The organism is Comamonas sp. A23 (assembly GCF_004522605.1).
Taxonomy (GTDB): domain Bacteria; phylum Pseudomonadota; class Gammaproteobacteria; order Burkholderiales; family Burkholderiaceae_C; genus Comamonas; species Comamonas thiooxydans.
Genome location: NZ_RSDT01000003.1, coordinates 449,636 through 469,861, shown reverse-complemented (window position 1 = coordinate 469,861; position 20,226 = coordinate 449,636). Strand labels below are relative to the sequence as shown.

The window sequence follows — 20,226 nt, the reverse complement described above, 5'->3', positions numbered from 1 at the left end:
TGCCTCCGGCGCCCATCCATAAAGCGCCGGCAGCTATCAATTCGGATAGTCGAGGTGCTTACAACGTCTCGATCGTGTGATTCATATTGGTGTAGATGCACAGCTCGCCGGCAATCGCCAGGGATTTGCGCACCACATCTTCGGCCGACAGCTCGGTGTTGTTGAGCAAGGCCTTGGCGGCGGAATGCGCATAGGCACCGCCGGAGCCGATGGCCACAATGCCCTGCTCGGGCTCCAGAACGTCGCCATTGCCGGTGATGATGAGCGAGGTCGTCGCATCGGCCACGGCCAGCATGGCTTCGAGCTTGCGCAGCACGCGGTCGGTACGCCACTCCTTGGTCAGCTCGATCGCGGCGCGGGTCAGGTTGCCCTGGTGTTTTTCCAGCTTGGCCTCGAAGCGCTCGAACAGCGTGAAGGCATCTGCGGTGGCTCCCGCAAAGCCCGCCAGCACCTTGCCGTGATAGAGCTTGCGTACCTTGCGCGCCGTGCCCTTGATGACGATATTGCCCAATGTGACCTGACCATCACCGCCGATGGCGACTTGCACGCCCTCGGGAGTCTGGCGGCGCACGCTCAAAATGGTGGTGCCGTGAAACTGTTCCATCTGCTGCAGATGGGGTAACAACGGCACAAACTCAAGAGCGCAAAAAATTTAATTTAAAGCACAGCGCTGGAACAAGCACGCACCAACTCAGGGACACCGAGCAAGAGCCGCCTCGCGGCGAAGGTGTCGTCCCCCTCCCGAAGAGAGAGGGGGAAGGCGCGCAGCGCCTCAGGGGGTGTCAATCTCTCCGTGGGATCACCTGTGCATGTTCCTGAATGCCAACAACATTGAAGAACACCGCCAGCAACTGGTGCAACTGACCGAACTGCAACACATGACCCAGCTCCTGCATCTGCGCAGCCCAGTTCAGCACCGAGCCTGCGGCAGCAAAGTCCATGCGCACCAGGCGCGCGCAGTCAATGGCAATGGCTTCGCCAAGCTTGGCCTTTTCCTGAACTTCGGCCAGCCAGGGCAATGCATCACCGTCGATCACGCCTTGCAGCGCAAAACGCGGCTGATGCTCCTTCCAGAGCATGCCGGGCTGAATCGTCTCCGGCCCCAAGAGCCGGCTATCCTGGGCACGCAGGTTCTGCGCCTGCCCTTCGTTCGAATACGCACAGACCGGATCGTCCCACGAGGGTGGCGACAGCTCGTAGGTCACGCAATAGTCCAGCGCCGTCAGCTCAAATTCGTCCTGCAGATGCATCAGGCGCTGCATGGCCAGACGCAAATACCACCAGTCCGGATCGACGGCTCGATCACCGGAGGGGGTGTGCTTGCTGAGCACGGCCTGCAATCTTTCATGGCCGGCAAAAACCAGTGATCCCTTTTCGTCGGCCCATCGCTGTGCCGCATCCAGCAGCGGCTTCTTCACGCCGGGGTCGAGGCTCTCCAGAACGCTCCAGTCCATGACCGAGCTGCCGACGCTGCGCGCCTTGCTGGCCAGCAGCGCCTTGAAGCCAGGCTCATCCAAATGCACAGGAGCCTGCCAGCGAAAGCCGGTCTGCACTGCTACGGCATCCGGCGCGGTTTCGCTAAGCCTGCCCGCCTGCTGCGGCATCACAAACCATTGCGGGGCCGAACGACCGAAGCGCGCCACAAAGTCCATGGCAGCGTCTTCAAACTGAGCCTGCATGCCTGCTGCGCGGTACATGTCCAGCAGTGCCAGCCAGACCTGCAACTGTGCCGGCGTATCCTGAGCACGCTCGGCAATCAAGGCCTTGAGACTGGTCTCGGCTGCTACGCTGTCACCGCTGGCAAAGACAATCGCAGCATCCTCCAGCGCGGCATCATGCTCGAAGCGCGCAAAGGACGGCGGAACCATGTTGATGTCGGTTGGAGCGGAGACCTCGGTCGTTGCAAACGCCGGCGAAAAGTCCGTCTCGCCACGCAGGCCCGGCAAAGCAACAGGATTGCCCTGCCGCCCCGATTGCGGCAGCTCCAGATCGCCTGGCAACACATCCTGAAGCAGCGGCAACGTGCTGATCGAAAGCGGCTGGCTTTTAAATACCGAAGGCATGCTGCCTCCGACCTCCGGCAGTTGCAGCGGCATGGTGGCGGCATCAGCGGCCAGCTTGCCGCGCCACCATTGCTGGGCCATCTGCGCTTCGATCTCGTCGATCTTCTTGATGGTTTCTGCGCGCTCGCCCGGCACGGAGCTTTGGGCAGTCTGCAAAAAAGAGGAAGGTGCCAGTGGGGTCGGCGTCTCGAGCGGAGCCCTGGCAGTCACCGCCGTCTTGGACAGCTGAGCCTGACGCAGCTTGCGCAGCTGGTCAAACTCGCGCTTTCGCACAAAGTCGTTCTGACGCTTGCGCTCCAGCATCTCCTTTAACGCCTGCTTGCTGTACTGGCTTTCTTCGCTTTCCTGGTTGAGATTTTCCAAATCGGACCAATTCACGGTCGGGTGGCGCACGAAACGCACCACCTTGGACAGCAACCCTCCCGACTTGTTTTCTTCTTTCACCATGGTCCTCTACTTTGCTGCCTGCAGCCCCGCCAACGCCTGACGCAGATCAATCGCCGTACATCTTCTGCTTGAGTTCACGGCGCTGCTGGGCTTCCAGCGACAGTGTAGCCGTGGGGCGGGCCAGCAGCCGTCCCACTCCGATTGGCTCGCCGGTTTCGTCGCAGTAGCCGTAGTCGCCGGCATCGATGCGGGCAATGGACTGGTCGATCTTCTTGAGCAGCTTGCGCTCGCGGTCACGGGTGCGCAGCTCGAGAGCGTGCTCTTCCTCGATGGTGGCACGATCGGCAGGATCGGGCACCACGACGGTGTCTTCACGCAGGTTTTCCGCAGTCTCGCCCGCATTCACATGCATATCGTTCTTGAGCGCGACCAGCTTGCGACGGAAGTAGGCCAGCTGGGCGTCGTTCATGTAATCGTCATCAGACATGGCCAGCACTTCAGCATCGGTCAGCTCCTCTACCGACTTGGTCTTCCAGGCGTTGGCCAGCTTGGGATCTTTCTTGGGCACAGCTTGCTTTGTGTTGGTCATTGCTTTCGTATCTCTCATGGTTGCCGCAGCCTTGACTGCCGAAGCTGCCAGGGGCGGAACATCTGTTTCAGGCTGCCGCGCTGGAGGCGATGCAGAACGCTTGGATCTGGACGATTTGGAAGATTCTCCCGCTGCTGCAGGTACCAGCACCGGGTTGTCCAACGCGGCGTCCACCAAAGAGGTCTCGACGCTGCGGGGGTGCACAGCCGCTGCCGCAGCTTTGGCTGCAGCCTTGGGCAGATTACTTTTCACAGCGGTCACGTCCTGTCTCCTTACAGTACAGAGCCCTTGCAGGGCCGGATTGCTCCAACACCCTCTTTAGGGCCGGCATTGTAGCCACGCCAGTCCCCCCGTCCCGGCTCCGTTGCACATACCCCACAATTTGCAACAAAGCCTGCGCCTGTTTCGGTCAGTTTGCGAGAAATAACAGACAAACAAAACGGCCTGCTTGGCAGGCCGTCAGTCATTGTCAGCAAACCGTTAGCTTTCGCCGAAACAGCCCCTAAACCCAGGGTTTACACCAGACATTGATCCAGTCCCTGGCGAAGAATGTCCTGCGGCAGGTCGATGCCGATGAAGACCATTTTGCTGACTCGCTTTTCATCGGCTTCCCACTCGGGGCCCAGATCGCTGCCCATGAGCTGGTGCACGCCCTGGAAGATGACCTTGCGGCTGGTGCCCTTCATGTCGAGCACGCCCTTGTAGCGCAGCATCTTGGGGCCGTAGATATTGACGATGGCGCCCAGGAAGTCTTCCAGCTTGGCCGGGTCGAACGCGCGATCGGCGCGGTAGACAAAGCTCTTCACGTCATCGTCGTGATGATGGTGATGTGGGTGATTGCAGTGCTCGCCATGCTCGTGGTCATGGTGGTCGTGGCCGCAATGCTCGTCGTGCTGGTGTTCATGATCGTGTTCGCATTGGCCATGGTCATGGTCGCAAGCGCTGTGGTCGTGATGATCGTGGTCGTGATCATCTTCCTTGAGGAAATCAGGGTCGATGTCCAGCTTGGCGTTCAGGTTGAAGCCACGCAGGTCGAACACTTCGCTCAGGGGCACATCGCCAAAATGAACGGCACGGATGGGCGCGCGCGGGTTCATGTGCTTGAGGCGATGGATCAGCGCCTCCTTTTCCGCATCCGTCACCAGATCGGTCTTGGACAGGAACATCTGGTCGGCAAAGCCCACCTGACGGCGCGCTTCCTGGCGATCGTCGAGTTGCTGGTTGGCATGCTTGGCATCCACCAGAGTGATGATGGAGTCGATCAGATAGGTCTCGGCGATCTCGTCATCCATGAAGAAGGTCTGGGCCACGGGACCGGGATCGGCCAGGCCGGTGGTCTCGATCACGATGCGGTCGAAGTCCACCTGCCCCTTGCGGCGCTTGGCGGCCAGCAACTGCAAAGCCTCGCGCAGGTCTTCGCGGATGGTGCAGCAGATGCAGCCGTTGCTCATCTGCAGAATCTGTTCTTTGGATTCGGTCTTGAGAATGTCGGTGTCGATGTTCTCCTCGCCGAACTCGTTCTCGATCACGGCAATCTTCATGCCGTGGGATTCGTGCAGCACGCGCTTGAGCAGCGTGGTCTTGCCCGAGCCCAGAAAGCCCGTGAGGATTGTGACAGGAATGAGAGCCATGCGTTGAAACCTCTTGCTGCGGCCAGCCGCCACATGCGGCTGTCCAAAAAACACGGGCGGCGCATCCCTATGCGCGCTCCGGTGATAACAGCTGGGGAGTGTAGCGGTGCTTTCAAGCGCGCATGGGCAGCAGGGATGGCAGAAATTTCAGCAAAAAATCACCTCCATCACATACTCAACAATCACTTCAAGCTATCAAATCAGGACTCTTCAGTTTTGCTCTTCGTCGTCCGGCATGCGCAATGGAGCGGGCGTCTCTCCGACGCTGCTGCGCTGCGCACGCGGGTGGGCTTTTTCATAAGCCTGGGCCAGATGCTGGAAATCCAGCCGCGTATATATCTGCGTGGTGGCAATGCTGGAATGCCCGAGCAGCTCCTGCACGGCACGCAGATCGCCACTGGACTGCAGCATATGACTGGCAAAGGAGTGACGCAGCACATGCGGGTGCACGCCAGTCGCAAGCCCCGCCTGCTGGCCTCGCTGCTTGAGACGTGACCAGACCGACTGGGCGCTGAGCCGCTCGCCCCGGCGGCCGACGAACAAGGCCGCTTCATCCTGTGCCTTGAGCTGTGCGGCCCCGACCAGCGCGCAGCTGCGCAGCGCCAGCCAGCGCTGCAAGGCCAGGATCGCCATGCGCCCCACGGGCACGATGCGGCGCTTGCTGCCCTTGCCCTGAACATGGGCGTCACCCGCCTCCAGGTCGATCCAGCCTCTGCCTTCATGCCGGCTCTGCTGGTCGGGCCGCAAATCCAGCCCCACCAGTTCGGCCACACGCAGGCCACAGCTGTAGAGCAGCTCGGTCATGGCGACGTCACGCGCCTCCATCCACGGGTCGGCCTCGGGGTTCTGAAAACTGGCCAGTTGCACGGCATCGTCCACAGCCAGTGCCTTGGGAAGAGGCTTGGCGGCTTTGGGGCCGCGCACGCCCTCCACGGGGTTGAAAGGTACCAGCTCCCGCTGGGCCGCCCAGCGGAAAAAGCTGCGCCAGCCCGAAAGAATCAGTGCGATACCGCGTGCACTGCGGCCGGCGCCATGCATTTGCGCAGCAAAGCGGCGGATATGCGAGGGTTGCAGCGTCAAAAGCTCCTGAGCTGCCGCCTGCGCAAAGCTCTGCAGCTTGATCAGGTCCAGCGCATACAGCGTATGCGTGCGCTCGGCCAGGCGCTTTTGCACACGCACATGCTCCAGATAGCTGTGGACAACTTCCGGAAGCTGCGCGTACTGCTCCTCAAAAGAGGGCTGCTCGCGCTCTTGCATCGGTATCTACCCCCTTTTGCAGCCTTAGCCGTGCGCCAGCGTCAGCGCAGGAGCGCGCATGCGCGAGAGCGAGGCACTGGCCAGCTCGGAGATGCGGGAGAGGAATTCAAGACCCATGGTGGCATCGAAGCGCAGCGGGTCGGGCGAGCCCAGCACCAGCATACCAAAGGCATTGGAAGTGCTGTCCATGGCACCGTCATGCAGAGTCAGCAGCGCGACCGACTGCACCGCATTGGGGTTGGGCAGCCAGGTCACGGGCTCGAAACCCATATTGGGGCCGCAGAACGGCATGGTCAGAGACGAAGCAAAGGCCTTGGCATCATCGCTGACTCCCATGGTGTAGACGGTGCCGCTGTGCGCGCCCGCCACATTCCACAGACGCAGTGCGACCTGGGGGACATCAAACGTGTGCTGCAGGCTGGCGGTGAGCGCATGGGGCAGCTCGCGCAGGTCCTGTACCTTGACCAGGGCATGGGTCCACTGGTGAATCTTGTTGGCGATGGAGGCGTTCTCGCTGCCATGGCGCACCATGTCCATGATGCGATGCTCCAGACCCTTGATCTTTTCGCGCAGCATCTCGGCCTGACGCTCCTGCAGGCTGACGGCACGTGGGCCATGGCCGCTGATCAAACGCACGCCTGTCAGCATCTCGGCATGGCGCTCGAAGAAATCGGGGTTTTCCTGGAGGTAATCGGCAATCGACTCTTCGGTCATGGCGGTATCGGTCAAGCTGTTCATAAGGTATCAGGTATGTCGATCTGGCCTTCAAAAACAAATTCGGCAGGGCCGGTCATGCGCACGCGATCGTGCGCACCGCCAGTCCATTCAATGGTCAGCAGACCGCCGCGGGTATGCACATCGACTCGCTGATCGAGCAGGCCCCAGCCAATGCCGGCCACCACGGCAGCACAAGCCCCCGTACCGCAGGCCAGGGTCTCGCCGGCACCACGTTCATAGACACGCAAGCGGACCTCACCGCGGTTGAGGATCTGCATGAAGCCGGCGTTCACACGCTGAGGAAAACGAGCATGGTTCTCTATCAACGGGCCGTGCAACCCCACCAAAGCAGCATCCACATCGTCCACCAACTGCACCGCATGCGGATTGCCCATGGAAACGGCTGCTATCCAGACTGTAGCCGGCTGCAAAGGAGTATCAAGCGTCAGAGGCCATTTTTGCGTCGAACCCAGAGTCTCGGCCTGCAGACCGTCGGTCGTGAACGGCACCTTGGCCGGATCCAGCTGAGGCGCCCCCATATCGACCGTGACGCGGCCATTGCCATGAATTTCGGGGGCGATGACGCCCGAGAGGGTCTGTACGCGGATCACGCTCTTGTCGGTCAGACCCTTGTCATGCACATAGCGCGCAAAACAGCGTGCGCCGTTTCCGCACTGCTCGACCTCGCCACCGTCGGCGTTGTGGATCACATATTCAAAGTCCACGCCCTCTGCGGGTGCCGGGCGCACCGTCAGAATCTGGTCGGCGCCCACGCCAAAGTGACGATTGGCCAGGTAGCGGTACTGGGCGGTGCTCAAGCCCAGGCGAGCCTGGGTTTCGTCAAGCACGACAAAGTCGTTGCCCGCACCTTGCATCTTGGTAAAGCGAATCTGCATGATGCCGCACATTATCGCGCCGGGCGCAGGATCTGCGCCATGCCATGGGATCAGCGATACAGCTTTTGCAACAACTCCATGAGTTGCACCTGCTCGGCAGCACTCAGGTGCGCGATGGCACGGGTCTCGCTGCTCTTGAGCTCGGGCTCGGCCGTATCCACCAGTTCGCGCCCTGCCGCGGTCAGGTACAGACCCGTGGCGCGGCCGTCTCGCGGGTGCGGACGCCGTTCCAGAAAGCCGCGTTTGCCCAACGCATCGATCATGCCCACCATATTCGGCGGCAGCACGGCCAGTTGCTGACAGAGCTGACGCGAGGTGATACCCGGATTGCTGCCCACCAGAGACAGCACGGAGAACTCGACGATCTTGAGGTCAAAACGCTCCATGCAGCGCATGAAAACTCCCACCAGAGCCAGCGAGGCGCGCCTGGCGTTGTAGCCCAGCAGCGACTCCAGAAAGCTGGCATCGACCTGATCGACGGCAAAAACCTCGGCACTGTCCCTGGGCTCCTGCCCCGAGCCCGGGAGGTCCGAACCCACCTCTCTGGAGCGCGTGCCGCGCAAGGAGCGTGCAGGTTTGGAGTCTGGTTCAGCAGTCTTGTGAGCGAGCATTGGCGATGTCAACTTCGAAGGCAAAAGAGCAATCCAGGAGCGCGATGAAAAGACCGCAATTGTGCCGGTATTGCTCGCATCTTGCAGCCATTTTGATCAATGCGCGGAGGTGAACAGCTGGTTGCCGTGCACGACGGAAGCCTGCGCCCACTGCGCCTTCATCAGAGTCAGACGCCAGTCCATTTCGGGCAATATGCGCTGCTGCACCTGCTTGCAGGGGCCTCGCCAGCGCTCACTATCGCCCTCTGCTGTAGCCGCAATACGTGCCCACGCCCAGCCCAGCAGCACCACGGCCACGCAGCGCAGGTAGTCGTCGGCCACGCGCCAGGCCAGGGTGTCATCTTCCTTGCAGGCCTGCGCCAGCACCGTGGTGAAGTAGCGCAGCTGGGCCAGGCAGCGCAGCACTTCTGCATCCAGCGCCCGACCTGCATCCAGGCTGTTGCGCAAAGTCAGCAGCCATTGCCCCATGGCCTGACCACCGTCCGGCAGCACCTTGCGCACCAGCAGATCGATGGCCTGAATTTCATTCGTGCCTTCGTAAATCATGGCCACGCGCGAATCACGCACGATCTGCTCTATGCCCCACTCGCGGATGTAGCCATGGCCGCCGAACACCTGCAGGCAGGCGCTGGCACCCTCGAATGCCTGCTGGGTCCAGGCGGCCTTGAGCACGGGCGTGATCAGACTGCACCACTGCTGGGCCTGCTCGCGCTCGCGGGCGCTTTCGGCATCTCGCGCCACATCGAGATAAATACCGGTCTGGTAGGCAAGCACACGCCCGCCATCCACCCAGGCACGCTGCAGATCGAGCGTGCGGCGAATGGCCGGATGCTCGATGATCAGATCTGCTGCATCGCCTGTGCCACGCGAGGCCGGAACTGCCCCTGGCGCGCGCATCTGACGGCGCTCCAGCGCATAGGCATGGGCCTTCTGCCATGCTGCGTCCAGCAGGCCTATGCCCTGCAGCGCCACATGCAGACGCGCGGCATTCATCATGACGAACATGGCGTTCAGGCCCGCTCCGGGCTGGCCTATCAACCAGCCTGCAGCCCCATCAAAGCGCATCACGCAGGTGGGGCTGCCATGCAGGCCCATTTTTTCCTCGATGCGCTCACAGACCACGCGGTTGCGCTCGCCGCCTGGCAGCAGCTTGGGCACGAGAAACAGCGACAGGCCCTTGGGCCCTGCCGGAGCCCCGGGCAGACGCGCCAGTACCAGATGCACGATGTTATCGGTCAGATCATGCTCGCCGCCCGAAATGAAAATCTTGCTGCCGCTGATCTCGAAGCGCTCGCCCTGCTCGGATTCGCCAACCGGAACGGCTTGCGTGCGTACCTGCCCCAGGTCGCTGCCCGCATGGGCCTCCGTCAGACACATGGTTGCCAGCCATTCACCACTGGCCACCTTAGGCAGATAGGCGGCCTTGAGCGCATCGCTGCCATGGTGCTTGAGGCACTCATAAGCACCATGCAGCAGGCCCGGCGCCATGGTCCAGCCATGGTTGGCGGCACTCAGCCATTCGTACAGCACGCCTTCCAGCACCCAGGGCAGTCCATGACCGCCATCCTCCTCGGCACAGGCCAGTGCAGGCCAGCCCGCCTGCCAGAAGTCCTGATAGGCCTGAGCAAATCCAGGCGGCGTGGTGACCTTGCCCGCTGCAAACTGCACGCCGACCTCATCACCTTCGCGCGACAGCGGCGCCACCACTTCACTCACCCATTTGCCGGCCTCTTCCAGCACCTGCTGCATCAGCGCCTGATCCGTTGCAGCATGCGCCGGCAGGCGCTGCAACTGCTCATCGGCCTTGAGCACATCAAATAGAAGAAACGCGTTATCGGCACTGGCAGGCAAATAAGACATACATAACCGGCTGCAACGCAGCAAATGAAAATCTCTAAATAACGACCCCATACGCGCCGAGCGCGGCCCATGCCAGAGATGCCAAGCAAGGGCCGTCCCGCCGCGAAGGCATCGTCCCCTCCCGCGCAGCGAGAGAGGGGGAAGCCGCGAAGCGGCTCAGGGGGTGTATCAGGTATCCGCAGTAAAGCCGATCTGCTTGACCAGCGGTCCCCAGCGCTCGAACTCGGCCTGCTGCGAACGGGCCATTTCCTCGGGCGTGGAGCTGGTGGCAATCAGGCCGACCACACCCACACTTTCCTTGAGCGCGTCGCTCTTGAGCGCCGCCGTGATGGCCGCATGGGCGCGTGCACGCACATCGGAAGGCGTCTTGGCATTGGCATAGAAGCCAAACCACTCTTCGGCCGTCAAATCGGCAAAGCCCTGCTCGGCAAAGGTAGGGACATTGGGCAGATAGGGGTTGCGCTGCGGGCCGCTGGTGGCCAGCACGCGCAGCTTGCCGGCCTTGTAGTAGCTCAGGAAGTCGCCGCTGGGGCCCATCACGGCTGCAATCTGACCACCAGCCAGGTCGGACACCGCAGGCGCCGTGCCGCGGTAAGGCACATGGCTGAGCTTGATGCCCGAACGCAGGCTGAGCAGGGAGCCGATCAGATGCGGCTGGGTACCGGCACCGGGGCTGCCGAAGCTGGCCTTGTCGGGGTTGTTCTTGCACCAGGCCAGAAAATCCTTGAGGGTCTTGACCTCGGCCGGTACGGCAGGGCCGACAGCCAGTCCATGGTGCATGATGGCTCCGATGGAAATCGGCTCGAAGTCCTTGGCCTGATAGCTCAGCTTGCTATAGATATGCGGATAGATGGAGAAGGCCGAGACCTGCGACAGCACGATGACCGAGCCGTCGCCCACGGAGTTGCGCAGATTCTCCAGCGCGATGCGGCCGCCGGCACCGGGCTTGTTCTCCACCACGCCCATATTCTTGGAGTAGCTGGTGCCGCCGATCTTTTCCGCCACACGGCGCGCCACCGAGTCACCGGCACTGCCTGCGGGAAAGCCGTAGAGAATGCGCACCTGCTCCAGTGGCCCGCTGCCCTGGGCATAGGCGCTGCGGCCGGCGATGCCACCGAATGCGGCCAGCGCTGCACCAGCGCCCAGGCCTTTGACGAAATTGCGACGATCTTGCATGGTTTGTCTCCTCTATTGTTCGATCGCTATATGCAGGCTTGAGCCTGTCTGAAAAATCCCGACCCGAATGCTATTCGATACCGAGGGGTCATCAGGAATCGCCCGTAAAACCGATCTGCTTGACCAGCGGACCCCAGCGCTCGAACTCGGCCTGCTGCGAACGGGCCATTTCCTCGGGCGTGGAGCTGGTGGCAATCAGGCCGACCACACCCAGGCTTTCCTTGAGCGCGTCGCTCTTGAGCGCCGCCGTGATGGCCGCATGGGCGCGTGCACGCACGTCGGCGGGTGTCCTGGCATTGGCATAAAAGCCAAACCACTCTTCGGCCGTCAAATCGGCAAAGCCCTGCTCGGCAAAGGTAGGGACATTGGGCAGATAGGGGTTGCGCTGCGGGCCGCTGGTGACCAGCACGCGCAGCTTGCCGGCCTTGTAATAGCTCAGGTAGTCGCCGCACGTACCCATGATGGCGGCGATCTGACCGCCCACGACGTCCGAGACGCCGGGTGCCATGCCGCGATATGGCGCATGGCTGAGCCTGACGCCGGAGCGCAGACTCAGCAGCGCCCCCAGCAGATGCGGCTGACTGCCGGCACCGGGGCTGCCGAAGCTGGCCTTGTCGGGGTTGTTCTTGCACCAGGCCAGAAAATCCTTGAGCGTCTTCACCTCGGCCGGCACGGCGGGGCCGACAGCCAGCCCATGGTGCATGATGGCTCCAATCGAAATTGGCTCGAAATCCTTGGCCTGATAGCTCAGCTTGCTATAGATATGCGGGTAGATGGAGAAGGCCGAGACCTGGGACAGCGCAATCACCGAGCCGTCCCCCACGGCATTGCGCAGATTCTCCAGCGCGATGCGGCCACCTGCTCCGGGCTTGTTTTCCACCACGCCCATATTTCTGGTGTAGCTGCTGCCGCCCATTTTTTCGGCCACGCGGCGGGCCACCGAGTCACCAGCGCTGCCTGCCGGAAAGCCGTACAGAATGCGCACCTGCTCCAGCGGGCCACCGCCCTGGGCATAGGCACTGCGGCTGGCGATGCCGCCGAATGCAGCCAGCGCGGCACCAGCGCCCAGGCCTTTGACGAAATTGCGACGACCTTGCATGACTTGTCTCCTGCTTGAAATACGGACTCTTCGGTCCTGTGGAATCAATACACGTCTCAATCTTTGGCACTGAGCTGGCTCTGGCACTCTCCAACCCAGAGACATCGAGCAAGGGCAGCCCCGCAGCGATGGTGTCGTCCCCCTTGGGGGAAGGCGCAAAGTGCCTCAGGGGGTAACACTTACCGCGGAGCCATGCGCAGCGCACCATCCAGACGAATCACCTCGCCATTGAGATGATCGTTGTGCACGATATGCACGGCCAGATCGGCAAACTCCGAAGGCTTGCCCAGGCGCGAAGGAAAGGGAATGGATGCCGCCAGCGACTGCTGCACGGGCTCGGGCAGCTCCTTCATCAACGGCGTGGCGAACAGGCCTGGCGCCACGGTGCAGACACGAATGCCGTGCTGGGCCAGATCACGCGCCATGGGCAGCGTCATGCCGACCAGGCCGCCCTTGGATGCGCTGTAAGCCTGCTGTCCCACCTGGCCATCGAAGGCAGCCACCGAGGCGGTGTAGAGAATCACGCCGCGCGCGCCATCCTCCAGCGCCGCCAGCTTGGCGCAGCGTGCGGCAAACAGCCGCGTCATGTTGTAGCTGCCGACAAGGTTGACGCGGATCACGCGTTCAAAGTCCTCCAGCGGTGCGGGCTCACCATCGCGGCCGATCACGCGCTTGGCCGTGCCGATGCCGGCCACATTCATGAGAATACGTGCATCCGAGCCCCATTGCTCGCGAACGGCATCCAGCGCCGCAGTGACGCTGGCCGCATCGCAGATATCGCTCTCCAGCGCCAGTCCGCCGATCTCGGCAGCCACCACCTTGGCCTTGTCGAGCTGACGATCCAGCACCGCAACTCTGGCGCCTGCGGCAGCCAGCGCACGCGCCGTGGCTTCGCCAAGGCCCGAGGCTCCTCCGGTGACGATGGCAATCTGATCCTGAACTTGCATATCACTATCCTTTTAAAAGCTGCTTGCGCTTTCTGTCATTGGGCTCAAGCCTGTCCTGGCTCAGAGATTGGGCTTCAGGATCAGGGCCAGCGTTTCGTCGTACAGGCCTGCCACCACATCGGCGCGATGCTGGAGCACGGCACGCTGGTTGATGGAGCCCTTGTCCGTGACTTCGCCCAGGTCCAGCGAGGGCGCCCTGATCGCCGCCACTGCCCGCGCAATGCGGGTGGCACTGCCGGTGGCCGTCTGCGCCAGCTGGTTCAGAACCGTCTGCAGATGCTGCTGCACGGGCTCGCTGTGCATGATCTGCTCCAGCGTCGCCCCCGCGTCCAGGCCGCTCAAGGCCGCACAGGCCGGGGTCCCGAAAACGATGGCACCGACCTCCTTGCGATCCAGACCAGTCAGCACCACATCCTGGATATAGGGCGCGCCGGCATGGATGATCCTGGCCCGCAGCGGCCCCACGTTGACGAATGTGCCCGTGGCCAGCTTGAAGTCTTCGGCAATGCGGCCGTCAAAGCGCAGACCCTGGTTTCGATCCTGCGGGTCGCGCCACTGCACGGCGTCGCCGGTGCGGAAGAATCCGTCCTCGTCAAACGCCTCTGCCGTGGCTTCGGGCGCGCGCCAGTAGCCGGGCGTGACGTTCGGCCCGCGGTAGCGCACCTCCAGCTTGCCATCCACAGGCGCCAGTTTGAGCTCCAGACCCGGCACCGGTACGCCCAGGTCTCCCGAGCGCACATCGGGACGGTTGATGAACAGGGCCGAGGGCGAGGACTCGGTCATGCCCAGGCCCGTGCCCATCACGATGCGCTCGCCGCACTCGGCCTCCTGCGTGCGGTGCAGGCTATCCCAGACGGGCTGTGCCAGAGAGGCTCCTGCGTAGAAGAACATCTTGACGCGCTTGAGCAGGCTGTTGCGCAACTGCGCATCGCCCTCCATGGCGCGGGCGATGTATTCGAAGCCCGTGGGTACGTTGAAGTAAACGGTGGGAGAGATCTCGCGCAGATTGCGCAGCGTCTCGGCAATGCCCGCCGCCGTAGGCTTGCCCTCGTCGATATAGACAGTGCCGCCGTGATAGAGCGCGAGGCCGATGTTCTTGTTGCCTCCGAAAGTGTGATTCCAGGGCAGCCAGTCCACCAGCACGGGCGGGCCTTTGACCATATCGGGCATGGTCTGGGCAATCTGCTGCTGGTTGGCGCACCACATTCCGTGGGTGTTGATGACGGCCTTGGGCAGCTTGGTCGATCCCGAGGTGAACAGGAACTTGGTGATGGTGTCGGGCCCGGTGGCCTGCATGGCGGTATCCGCCGCAGCTGTGGGCTCGGTCGCCAGCAGGTCGGCAAACAAGGTGCAGGTCTGGGCGTCGACGGCCGGCTTGCAGTACACCACCTCACAGCCCTCGGACAACACGGCGCGTACCGCCTTGTCATAGCGCGCCGCATCGGCGGCAAAGATCAGGCCTGGCGTGAGCGTATCGACCACATGGCGCAGCTTGGCGTAATCGGTGCTGACCAGCGAATAGGCCGTGGAGACCGAGCAATAGGGCACGCCTGCATACAAGCAGCCCATGGCCAGCATGGCATGGTCCAGGTCGTTTTCGCTGAGGATGATGACAGGGCGCTCTGCCGAGAGCTTTCTGTCCAGCAAGGACTGTGCAATGCTGCGCGCCGCTGCCAGCGTCTGGGCATAGCTGATGCGTTGCCAGTCACCGGTGCTGCCGTCAGCCAGTCGTTGCCGCTGGGCGATGAAGGTCTGCTGCGGCGTGGTCTTCGCCCAGTGCACCAGCTTGTCGGTCATGCGCGCTGCGTGCTCTGCCAGCTCCTGGTCGGAGCGCACGTAGAAAGTGCCGTCGCCTGCCTCCCTGACCCGGATGCTGCGCACGCCGAACTCCAGCTCTCGGTAGCGGGGCCTGCCCCCCTCTACCACCTGGCCGAGGGCCTGCATGGCTGTGTTTGTCTCCTGCATTGTCTTTGTCTCCACAGCGTTGTTTTTTGAGAGTGCTTTCAGTCCTTGCTGACCTTGGCGGCCCGCCCTGACAGAAATTCCTGCAAACGGAACTTGGCTTCTGGCGCGCTCTGCGCCACGGCAGCCATCAGAGCTTCTGTCATCAGCCCCTGATCGGCGGGCTGATCGGCAATCCTGGGCAACGCGTGCATCAGGGCGTAATTGGTCATGGGGGCGTTTTCGGCAATGCGCAGCGCCAGTTCCACGGCCTTGTCCAACGCATGTCCTTCGGGCACCAGATATTGCGACAGACCAATGCGCTCACCCTCTTCGGCCTTGTACACACGGCCCGTGAACATCATGTCGGCCATGCGTGCGGCTCCGATCAGACGTGGGATGCGCACCGAGCCGCCGCCGCCCACGAAAATGCCGCGCGAACCTTCGGGCAAGGCATAGAAAGTACTGCTGTCGGCCACACGGATATGGCAGGCACTGGCCAGCTCCAGGCCGCCCCCCACCACGGCACCATGCAGGGCGGCGACCACGGGCACCGCGCCGAACTGCACCTGGCGCAGCGCCTCATGCCACATGCGTGAGTGCAGAACGCCCTGGGCCGCATCGCGTTCGCTGAGCTCGCTCAGATCCAGGCCGGCGCAGAAATGCGGTCCATCGCCATCCACCACTGCAGCGCGCACGCTGGCGGGCAGATTCATGAATACATCGCGCAGACCCAGCACCAGCCCATCGGACAAGGCGTTGCGTTTGGCGGCACGCATCAGGCGAATGACGGCGACCTGTTCGGCTTCGCCGCGGAACTCAACTGCAATTTCTTTATGAGTCATAACCATTCCTTTTGCATCATTATTGTTATTTAAAATAACTAAATGCAAGACATCCTTGGCCGTTTGCTCTCAGTGCTTTCCCCGATTCGCGCAGCAGGAGCGCACAACTAGTCCAGGTGTGACATTCACGAACGCGGCGACTTCGCATAATGTGACCTCATGACATCACCCAGCCAGCCCCGCCCCAGCCAGTTGCTTCAGCCCCAGCGCGCGCCAGTTCCCGCGCGCGATGCTTCCACGCTTTTGTTGCTGCGCGACTGCGCCGACGGCAATGGTTTTGAAGTGCTGATGACAAGGCGTGCCGATCAAGGCATCTTTGCCAATGCCTATGTTTTCCCCGGCGGCGGCCAGGAAGATGAAGATGCAGCCCCAGCCAGTCATGCGCTGGCGCGCGTGCGCCCCAGCATGATCGCCGAGGCGGGAGATGAACGCATCACCCAGGCTCTGGCAGGCATTCGCGAGACTTTTGAGGAGCTGGGCATCCTGCTGGCCTATGACCAGGCCGGCCAACCCGTTCCACCGGCCCAAGTTCAGCAACTGGACCGCAAGGCATCGCTGTATGAGCAATGCCGCGCGCGCGGCTGGACGCTGGCCGTGGACCAGCTCTGGTATCTGGCCCACTGGACCGCACCACTGGACCTGCCCAAGCGCTTTAACGTGCCGTTCTTTGTGGCCCGCATGCCCGAGGGTCAGACGGCGGTGGCCGACGAAACCGAGCAGTTCGAGCCCACCTGGATTTCTCCGCAGGATGCGATTGCGCGCTTTGAAGAGAAAAAGCTGTTTATCCTCTTTCCCACCCAGCGTACATTGCAGCGCATCGCTCACCAGCCCGATACCCAGGCCGTGATCCACGCCCTGCTCAGCGAGAAGCCGCTGTGGCAGGCCTGCCCCCGTGGCGGCCACCTGAAAGGCAAAGACACACGCCATACCGAAACCGATATGGCCTATGGCGAACTGGAAATGGTGCTGCCCGACGGCCACGGCATTCACCATCTGGACTGGCAGCCTGAAAAAGCCGTTCCGCTGCGCAAGAACCTGCTGCGTCTGACGGCCCCCAACCCCGGCATGATGACCGGCCCCGGCACCAACAGCTATCTGGTCGGCGATGCGCATACCGGCTATATCGCCATCGACCCCGGACCGAACGATGCCGAACATCTGCAGCGACTGCACGATGCCGCCGGCGGCGATATCCGCTACATCGTCTGCACCCATTCCCACCCCGATCACTCGCCGGGTGCCGCGCCGCTGCAGGCCATGGTCCTGCTCTCCGGCCATGCCAGGCCGCCCATCATGGGCCGGCCTTCGGCGCCCACCGCGCGCACCAACAGTCGCTTCAAACCCGAGGTGACGCTACGGGACGGAGAGCGCATCACGCTTGCCGGACAAGGGGCAGAAGGCGAGATCACGCATACGCTGCAAGCCATCTTCACGCCCGGCCACGCGGCCAACCACCTGTGCTTTTTGCTGGAGGAGGACGCGCTGCTATTCAGTGGCGATCACATCCTCAATGGCAGCACCACCGTCATCAGCCCGCCGGACGGCAACATGATCGATTACCTCGATTCGCTGGACAGGCTCCACTCCATGTGCCTGGAGCACGACATTCGCTACATCCTGCCCGCCCATGGCTATGTGCTGGGCTTTGCGCGACATCAGATCACCCGCCTCAAGGCCCACCGCCTAGCACGCGAGGCCAAGGTACATCAGGCCATGCGCACCAAGCCCGACGGCAGCATTCAGGACTGGGTGGCGATTGCCTACGCCGACACACCTCAAGCCCTGTGGCCCGTGGCCCAGCAATCGCTGCTGGCGCATGTGGAGCGCATTCAAAAGCTCTGCCTTGGCAGATAGCGCCCAGCGACCGCCGCGCTAGACCTGTGGACAACTAGGACATGGCCGGAGCATTAAGCTCTCGCCATGTCTGAATCCCTGCCTGAACAAGAAAGCATCCGCCTGGCCAAACGCGTGGCGGAGCAAGAACAATGCTCGCGCCGCGAAGCCGAGCTCCATATCGTCGCGGGCAATGTCCAGGTGGACGGCAAAGTGGTGCAAGTGCCCGAAACCCGCGTGCGCCCCGATCAGGTAGTGATCCTGCGCAAGGATGCCAAGCCTGAAGCCATTCCGCCCGTCACCATCCTGATGAACAAGCCTTCGGGCATGACCCAGGGCAAGGCCTACGGCCGCGTGCGCAGCGCGCATTCGCTGCTGAGAGAAGACACCAAAGCCAAGCTGGATACGCCCATGCCCCAGCTGGTGCTGGATCATCACTTCAGGAATCTGGAGTCGTTTCTGACGATTCCCCTGCCTGCCAGCGGCCTCATCGTCTACACCCAGGACAAGCGCGTGGCACGCAAGCTGGCCGAGGAAGGCATGTGGCTGGAGCAGGAAATCATCGTCGGCGTGGAGGGCCAGATCATTGAAGATGGCCTGGAAATTCTTTACGAAGGCTTGCCTATCCCTGGCGGCAACGGCCATCGTCGCATGCCTCCCTGCCATGTGAGCTGGCAGAGCGAAAACCACCTGCGTTTCGCTCTCAAGGGCATTGCGCCCGAAGAGATCGAGAAGATGTGCGCCGCCATCGGCCTGACGGTGGTCAGCATGCGCCGGCTGCGCCTTGGCCGCGTCTCTCTGGCCAAGGTGCCCGAGGGCCAGTGGCGCTATCTGATGCCCTGGGAAAGGTTCTAGACGCCTGTCCTCCAGCTGCGTCATGGATCATACAGCTTGCAAATGAGAATCATTTCGTAGAATGCGGGATTCCTGTGCTGCCTTCCGGCCTCCCGCATGCCCGCGCCCGTCTCCTCCTCTTCCCTGCTGAGTACCTTCCAGGACAGCTACCACGAGCTGGTGCGCTTCGTGGCACGCCGCACCGGCCCGCAGGCCGCGCGTGACCTGGTGCATGACGCCTGGATACGCCTGGCCGAACGCCAGCGCGGTGAAAGCGATGCGCCCGCCGCGCCGGACCATTCACCAAGCACCAGCCGCCCCTATCTCTACGTGGTGATGGAGAACATCGCCATCGACCACCTGCGCCATGGTCGGCGCACGGCCGAGCGCTTTGACAGCAGCGTCCGCGAAGGAGAGCCGCCCTCCCCTCTCAGCCCCGACGTGGCCGACACCCATTCCTACCGCCAGGCCCTGGCCGAGGTCGAAGGCGCGCTGTCACAGCTGCCCGCGCGCTGCCGCGAGATCTTCCTGGCCGACCGCATCGAGGGCGCCTCGCATGCCGAGCTGGCGGCGCGCCACGGCGTCTCGGTCAAGACGGTGGAGCGCGAAGTCATGCGCGCCATGGACAGCGTGGAAGCCGCGCTGCGCCGCTGGCGTGGAGATGCCGCGGCATCCTCCGCATCACGTAAGGGCCGCCGCCGTGCCCTGTCCAGCCTGCTGGGCCTGGCAGGCCTGGGTGCGGGCAGTGCGGCGATCTGGCAGGCCTGGCGCCAGTGGATGCCGCAATACCAGATCCGTCTGACCACAGCCACCGGCCGCATGCTGAACCAGCCCCTGCCCGACGGCAGCAGCCTGACGCTGGACGCCGCCAGCCGCGCCGAGGTGGACTTCTACGCCACGTGCCGGCAGGTGCGCCTGCTGGCCGGCAGCGCCTTCTTCGCCGTGGCGCGCGACACGGAAAGGCCCTTCGTGGTCCAGGCCGCAGACGTGCAGGTCACCGTGCTGGGCACGCGCTTCGAGGTCGCGCTGGAGGGCGATGCCGTGCTGGTCGCCGTCGATGCAGGCCGCGTGCAGGTGCGCGATGGCAGCGGCGCCCAATATGAACTGGGCGCAGGCCAGATGCTGCGCCTGGGGGCAGGACAGACAGCCGCCGTACAGACCACAGCCACCGTGGCAGCCTGGCGGGAAGGCTGGCTGGACTTCCAGAACACGCCGCTGGCCGACGTGGCCCGGCGCCTGGAACGCTACAGCCCGCAGCCGCTGCGCGTGGAGCCCGATGCCGCCGCCCTGCCCGTGCTGGGGCGCATGCGCATTGCGGCGGCCCAGGGCTGGCTGCGCATGCTGCCGCGCACCCTGCCGGTCAGCGTGCAGGAAGAGGAACAAGGCCCGGGAACCGGGCGCACCCTGGTCATCCGCCGCCGCAGCTGAGCCGCCGATGGCCTCGGCCTCGCCGAAACCTCGGCATGTGCGCGTCAGGCATGAGGGAATGTCGGCGCCCGTTCGTAAAGGTATGAAGACCCCGGAACGCGAATCATCCGCA

General features: G+C 63.0%; 17 protein-coding genes. 3 read left to right on the top strand and 14 right to left on the bottom strand.

Annotation, left to right across the window (positions count from 1 at the left end; genetic code table 11):
- Nucleotides 1-58: 58 nt before the first annotated feature.
- The 14 genes from hslV to EIC84_RS10365 form a co-directional block, all read right to left on the bottom strand.
- A complete protein-coding gene (gene hslV, locus EIC84_RS10430) occupies nucleotides 59-604 on the bottom strand; it encodes an ATP-dependent protease subunit HslV (RefSeq protein ID WP_003051248.1) in 546 nt (181 codons plus the stop codon).
- A 178-nt stretch (nucleotides 605-782) separates the two neighbouring features.
- Complete coding sequence (locus tag EIC84_RS10425; RefSeq protein ID WP_003069009.1) at nucleotides 783-2,510, bottom strand: STAS domain-containing protein; 1,728 nt, start codon at nucleotides 2,508-2,510, stop codon at nucleotides 783-785.
- Nucleotides 2,511-2,556: 46 nt separating this feature from the next.
- Nucleotides 2,557-3,300, bottom strand: a complete 744-nt coding sequence (gene dksA / locus EIC84_RS26180) for an RNA polymerase-binding protein DksA (protein WP_003069012.1) — start codon at nucleotides 3,298-3,300, stop codon at nucleotides 2,557-2,559.
- 254 nt (nucleotides 3,301-3,554) lie between these two features.
- On the bottom strand, nucleotides 3,555-4,670 hold the full coding sequence (locus tag EIC84_RS10415) for a GTP-binding protein (protein ID WP_034362970.1): 1,116 nt from the start codon (nucleotides 4,668-4,670) through the stop codon (nucleotides 3,555-3,557).
- A gap of 210 nt (nucleotides 4,671-4,880) precedes the next feature.
- Nucleotides 4,881-5,927, bottom strand: coding sequence for a tyrosine recombinase XerC (locus EIC84_RS10410; RefSeq protein WP_003069016.1), 1,047 nt, complete (start codon nucleotides 5,925-5,927; stop codon nucleotides 4,881-4,883).
- A gap of 24 nt (nucleotides 5,928-5,951) precedes the next feature.
- The gene (locus tag EIC84_RS10405; RefSeq protein WP_003069020.1) at nucleotides 5,952-6,665 is read right to left on the bottom strand and encodes a DUF484 family protein; all 714 of its coding nucleotides are present in this window, start codon (nucleotides 6,663-6,665) and stop codon (nucleotides 5,952-5,954) included.
- The gene (gene dapF, locus EIC84_RS10400) at nucleotides 6,662-7,540 is read right to left on the bottom strand and encodes a diaminopimelate epimerase (protein ID WP_034362972.1); all 879 of its coding nucleotides are present in this window, start codon (nucleotides 7,538-7,540) and stop codon (nucleotides 6,662-6,664) included. Before dapF ends, EIC84_RS10405 begins: the two co-directional genes overlap by 4 nt.
- 50 nt (nucleotides 7,541-7,590) lie before the next feature.
- On the bottom strand, nucleotides 7,591-8,151 hold the full coding sequence (locus tag EIC84_RS10395; protein ID WP_003069024.1) for a MarR family winged helix-turn-helix transcriptional regulator: 561 nt from the start codon (nucleotides 8,149-8,151) through the stop codon (nucleotides 7,591-7,593).
- Nucleotides 8,152-8,247: 96 nt separating this feature from the next.
- Entirely contained in the window at nucleotides 8,248-10,011 is a 1,764-nt protein-coding gene (locus EIC84_RS10390) for an acyl-CoA dehydrogenase family protein (protein ID WP_003069026.1), read from the bottom strand.
- Nucleotides 10,012-10,179: 168 nt separating this feature from the next.
- A complete protein-coding gene (locus tag EIC84_RS10385) occupies nucleotides 10,180-11,187 on the bottom strand; it encodes a Bug family tripartite tricarboxylate transporter substrate binding protein (protein WP_003069028.1) in 1,008 nt (335 codons plus the stop codon).
- Nucleotides 11,188-11,278: 91 nt separating this feature from the next.
- Nucleotides 11,279-12,286, bottom strand: a complete 1,008-nt coding sequence (locus EIC84_RS10380) for a Bug family tripartite tricarboxylate transporter substrate binding protein (protein ID WP_003069031.1) — start codon at nucleotides 12,284-12,286, stop codon at nucleotides 11,279-11,281.
- 179 nt (nucleotides 12,287-12,465) lie between these two features.
- Entirely contained in the window at nucleotides 12,466-13,233 is a 768-nt protein-coding gene (locus tag EIC84_RS10375) for an SDR family NAD(P)-dependent oxidoreductase (protein ID WP_003069033.1), read from the bottom strand.
- Between the two features lie 60 nt (nucleotides 13,234-13,293).
- Nucleotides 13,294-15,198, bottom strand: coding sequence for a feruloyl-CoA synthase (locus EIC84_RS10370; RefSeq protein WP_003069035.1), 1,905 nt, complete (start codon nucleotides 15,196-15,198; stop codon nucleotides 13,294-13,296).
- Between the two features lie 38 nt (nucleotides 15,199-15,236).
- Nucleotides 15,237-16,019, bottom strand: a complete 783-nt coding sequence (locus tag EIC84_RS10365; RefSeq protein ID WP_003069038.1) for a crotonase/enoyl-CoA hydratase family protein — start codon at nucleotides 16,017-16,019, stop codon at nucleotides 15,237-15,239.
- A gap of 159 nt (nucleotides 16,020-16,178) precedes the next feature.
- Here EIC84_RS10365 and EIC84_RS10360 point away from each other — a divergent pair, with 159 nt between their 5' ends.
- The 3 genes from EIC84_RS10360 (at nucleotide 16,179) to EIC84_RS10350 (ending at nucleotide 20,114) form a co-directional block, all read left to right on the top strand.
- Nucleotides 16,179-17,873, top strand: coding sequence for an MBL fold metallo-hydrolase (locus EIC84_RS10360; RefSeq protein WP_003069040.1), 1,695 nt, complete (start codon nucleotides 16,179-16,181; stop codon nucleotides 17,871-17,873).
- Nucleotides 17,874-17,939: 66 nt separating this feature from the next.
- Nucleotides 17,940-18,707: a pseudouridine synthase gene (locus EIC84_RS10355; protein WP_003069043.1), complete on the top strand. Its 768-nt coding sequence runs from the start codon at nucleotides 17,940-17,942 to the stop codon at nucleotides 18,705-18,707.
- 96 nt (nucleotides 18,708-18,803) lie between these two features.
- Nucleotides 18,804-20,114 carry a sigma-70 family RNA polymerase sigma factor gene (locus tag EIC84_RS10350; RefSeq protein ID WP_134737311.1) on the top strand — a complete coding sequence of 437 codons (1,311 nt, stop codon included), beginning with the start codon at nucleotides 18,804-18,806 and terminating at the stop codon, nucleotides 20,112-20,114.
- Nucleotides 20,115-20,226 lie beyond the last annotated feature (112 nt).

Excerpts from the sequence above, each read along its gene's own strand:
- hslV (WP_003051248.1), bottom strand. The coding sequence starts at position 604 with ATGGAACAGTTTCACGGCACCACCATTTTGAGCGTGCGCCGCCAGACT.
- EIC84_RS10425 (WP_003069009.1), bottom strand. The coding sequence starts at position 2,510 with ATGGTGAAAGAAGAAAACAAGTCGGGAGGGTTGCTGTCCAAGGTGGTG.
- EIC84_RS10415 (WP_034362970.1), bottom strand. The coding sequence starts at position 4,670 with ATGGCTCTCATTCCTGTCACAATCCTCACGGGCTTTCTGGGCTCGGGC.
- EIC84_RS10410 (WP_003069016.1), bottom strand. The coding sequence starts at position 5,927 with ATGCAAGAGCGCGAGCAGCCCTCTTTTGAGGAGCAGTACGCGCAGCTT.
- EIC84_RS10405 (WP_003069020.1), bottom strand. The coding sequence starts at position 6,665 with ATGAACAGCTTGACCGATACCGCCATGACCGAAGAGTCGATTGCCGAT.
- dapF (WP_034362972.1), bottom strand. The coding sequence starts at position 7,540 with ATGCAGATTCGCTTTACCAAGATGCAAGGTGCGGGCAACGACTTTGTC.
- EIC84_RS10395 (WP_003069024.1), bottom strand. The coding sequence starts at position 8,151 with ATGCTCGCTCACAAGACTGCTGAACCAGACTCCAAACCTGCACGCTCC.
- EIC84_RS10390 (WP_003069026.1), bottom strand. The coding sequence starts at position 10,011 with ATGTCTTATTTGCCTGCCAGTGCCGATAACGCGTTTCTTCTATTTGAT.
- EIC84_RS10385 (WP_003069028.1), bottom strand. The coding sequence starts at position 11,187 with ATGCAAGATCGTCGCAATTTCGTCAAAGGCCTGGGCGCTGGTGCAGCG.
- EIC84_RS10380 (WP_003069031.1), bottom strand. The coding sequence starts at position 12,286 with ATGCAAGGTCGTCGCAATTTCGTCAAAGGCCTGGGCGCTGGTGCCGCG.
- EIC84_RS10375 (WP_003069033.1), bottom strand. The coding sequence starts at position 13,233 with ATGCAAGTTCAGGATCAGATTGCCATCGTCACCGGAGGAGCCTCGGGC.
- EIC84_RS10370 (WP_003069035.1), bottom strand. The coding sequence starts at position 15,198 with ATGCAGGAGACAAACACAGCCATGCAGGCCCTCGGCCAGGTGGTAGAG.
- EIC84_RS10365 (WP_003069038.1), bottom strand. The coding sequence starts at position 16,019 with ATGACTCATAAAGAAATTGCAGTTGAGTTCCGCGGCGAAGCCGAACAG.
- EIC84_RS10360 (WP_003069040.1), top strand. The coding sequence starts at position 16,179 with ATGACATCACCCAGCCAGCCCCGCCCCAGCCAGTTGCTTCAGCCCCAG.
- EIC84_RS10355 (WP_003069043.1), top strand. The coding sequence starts at position 17,940 with ATGTCTGAATCCCTGCCTGAACAAGAAAGCATCCGCCTGGCCAAACGC.
- EIC84_RS10350 (WP_134737311.1), top strand. The coding sequence starts at position 18,804 with ATGCCCGCGCCCGTCTCCTCCTCTTCCCTGCTGAGTACCTTCCAGGAC.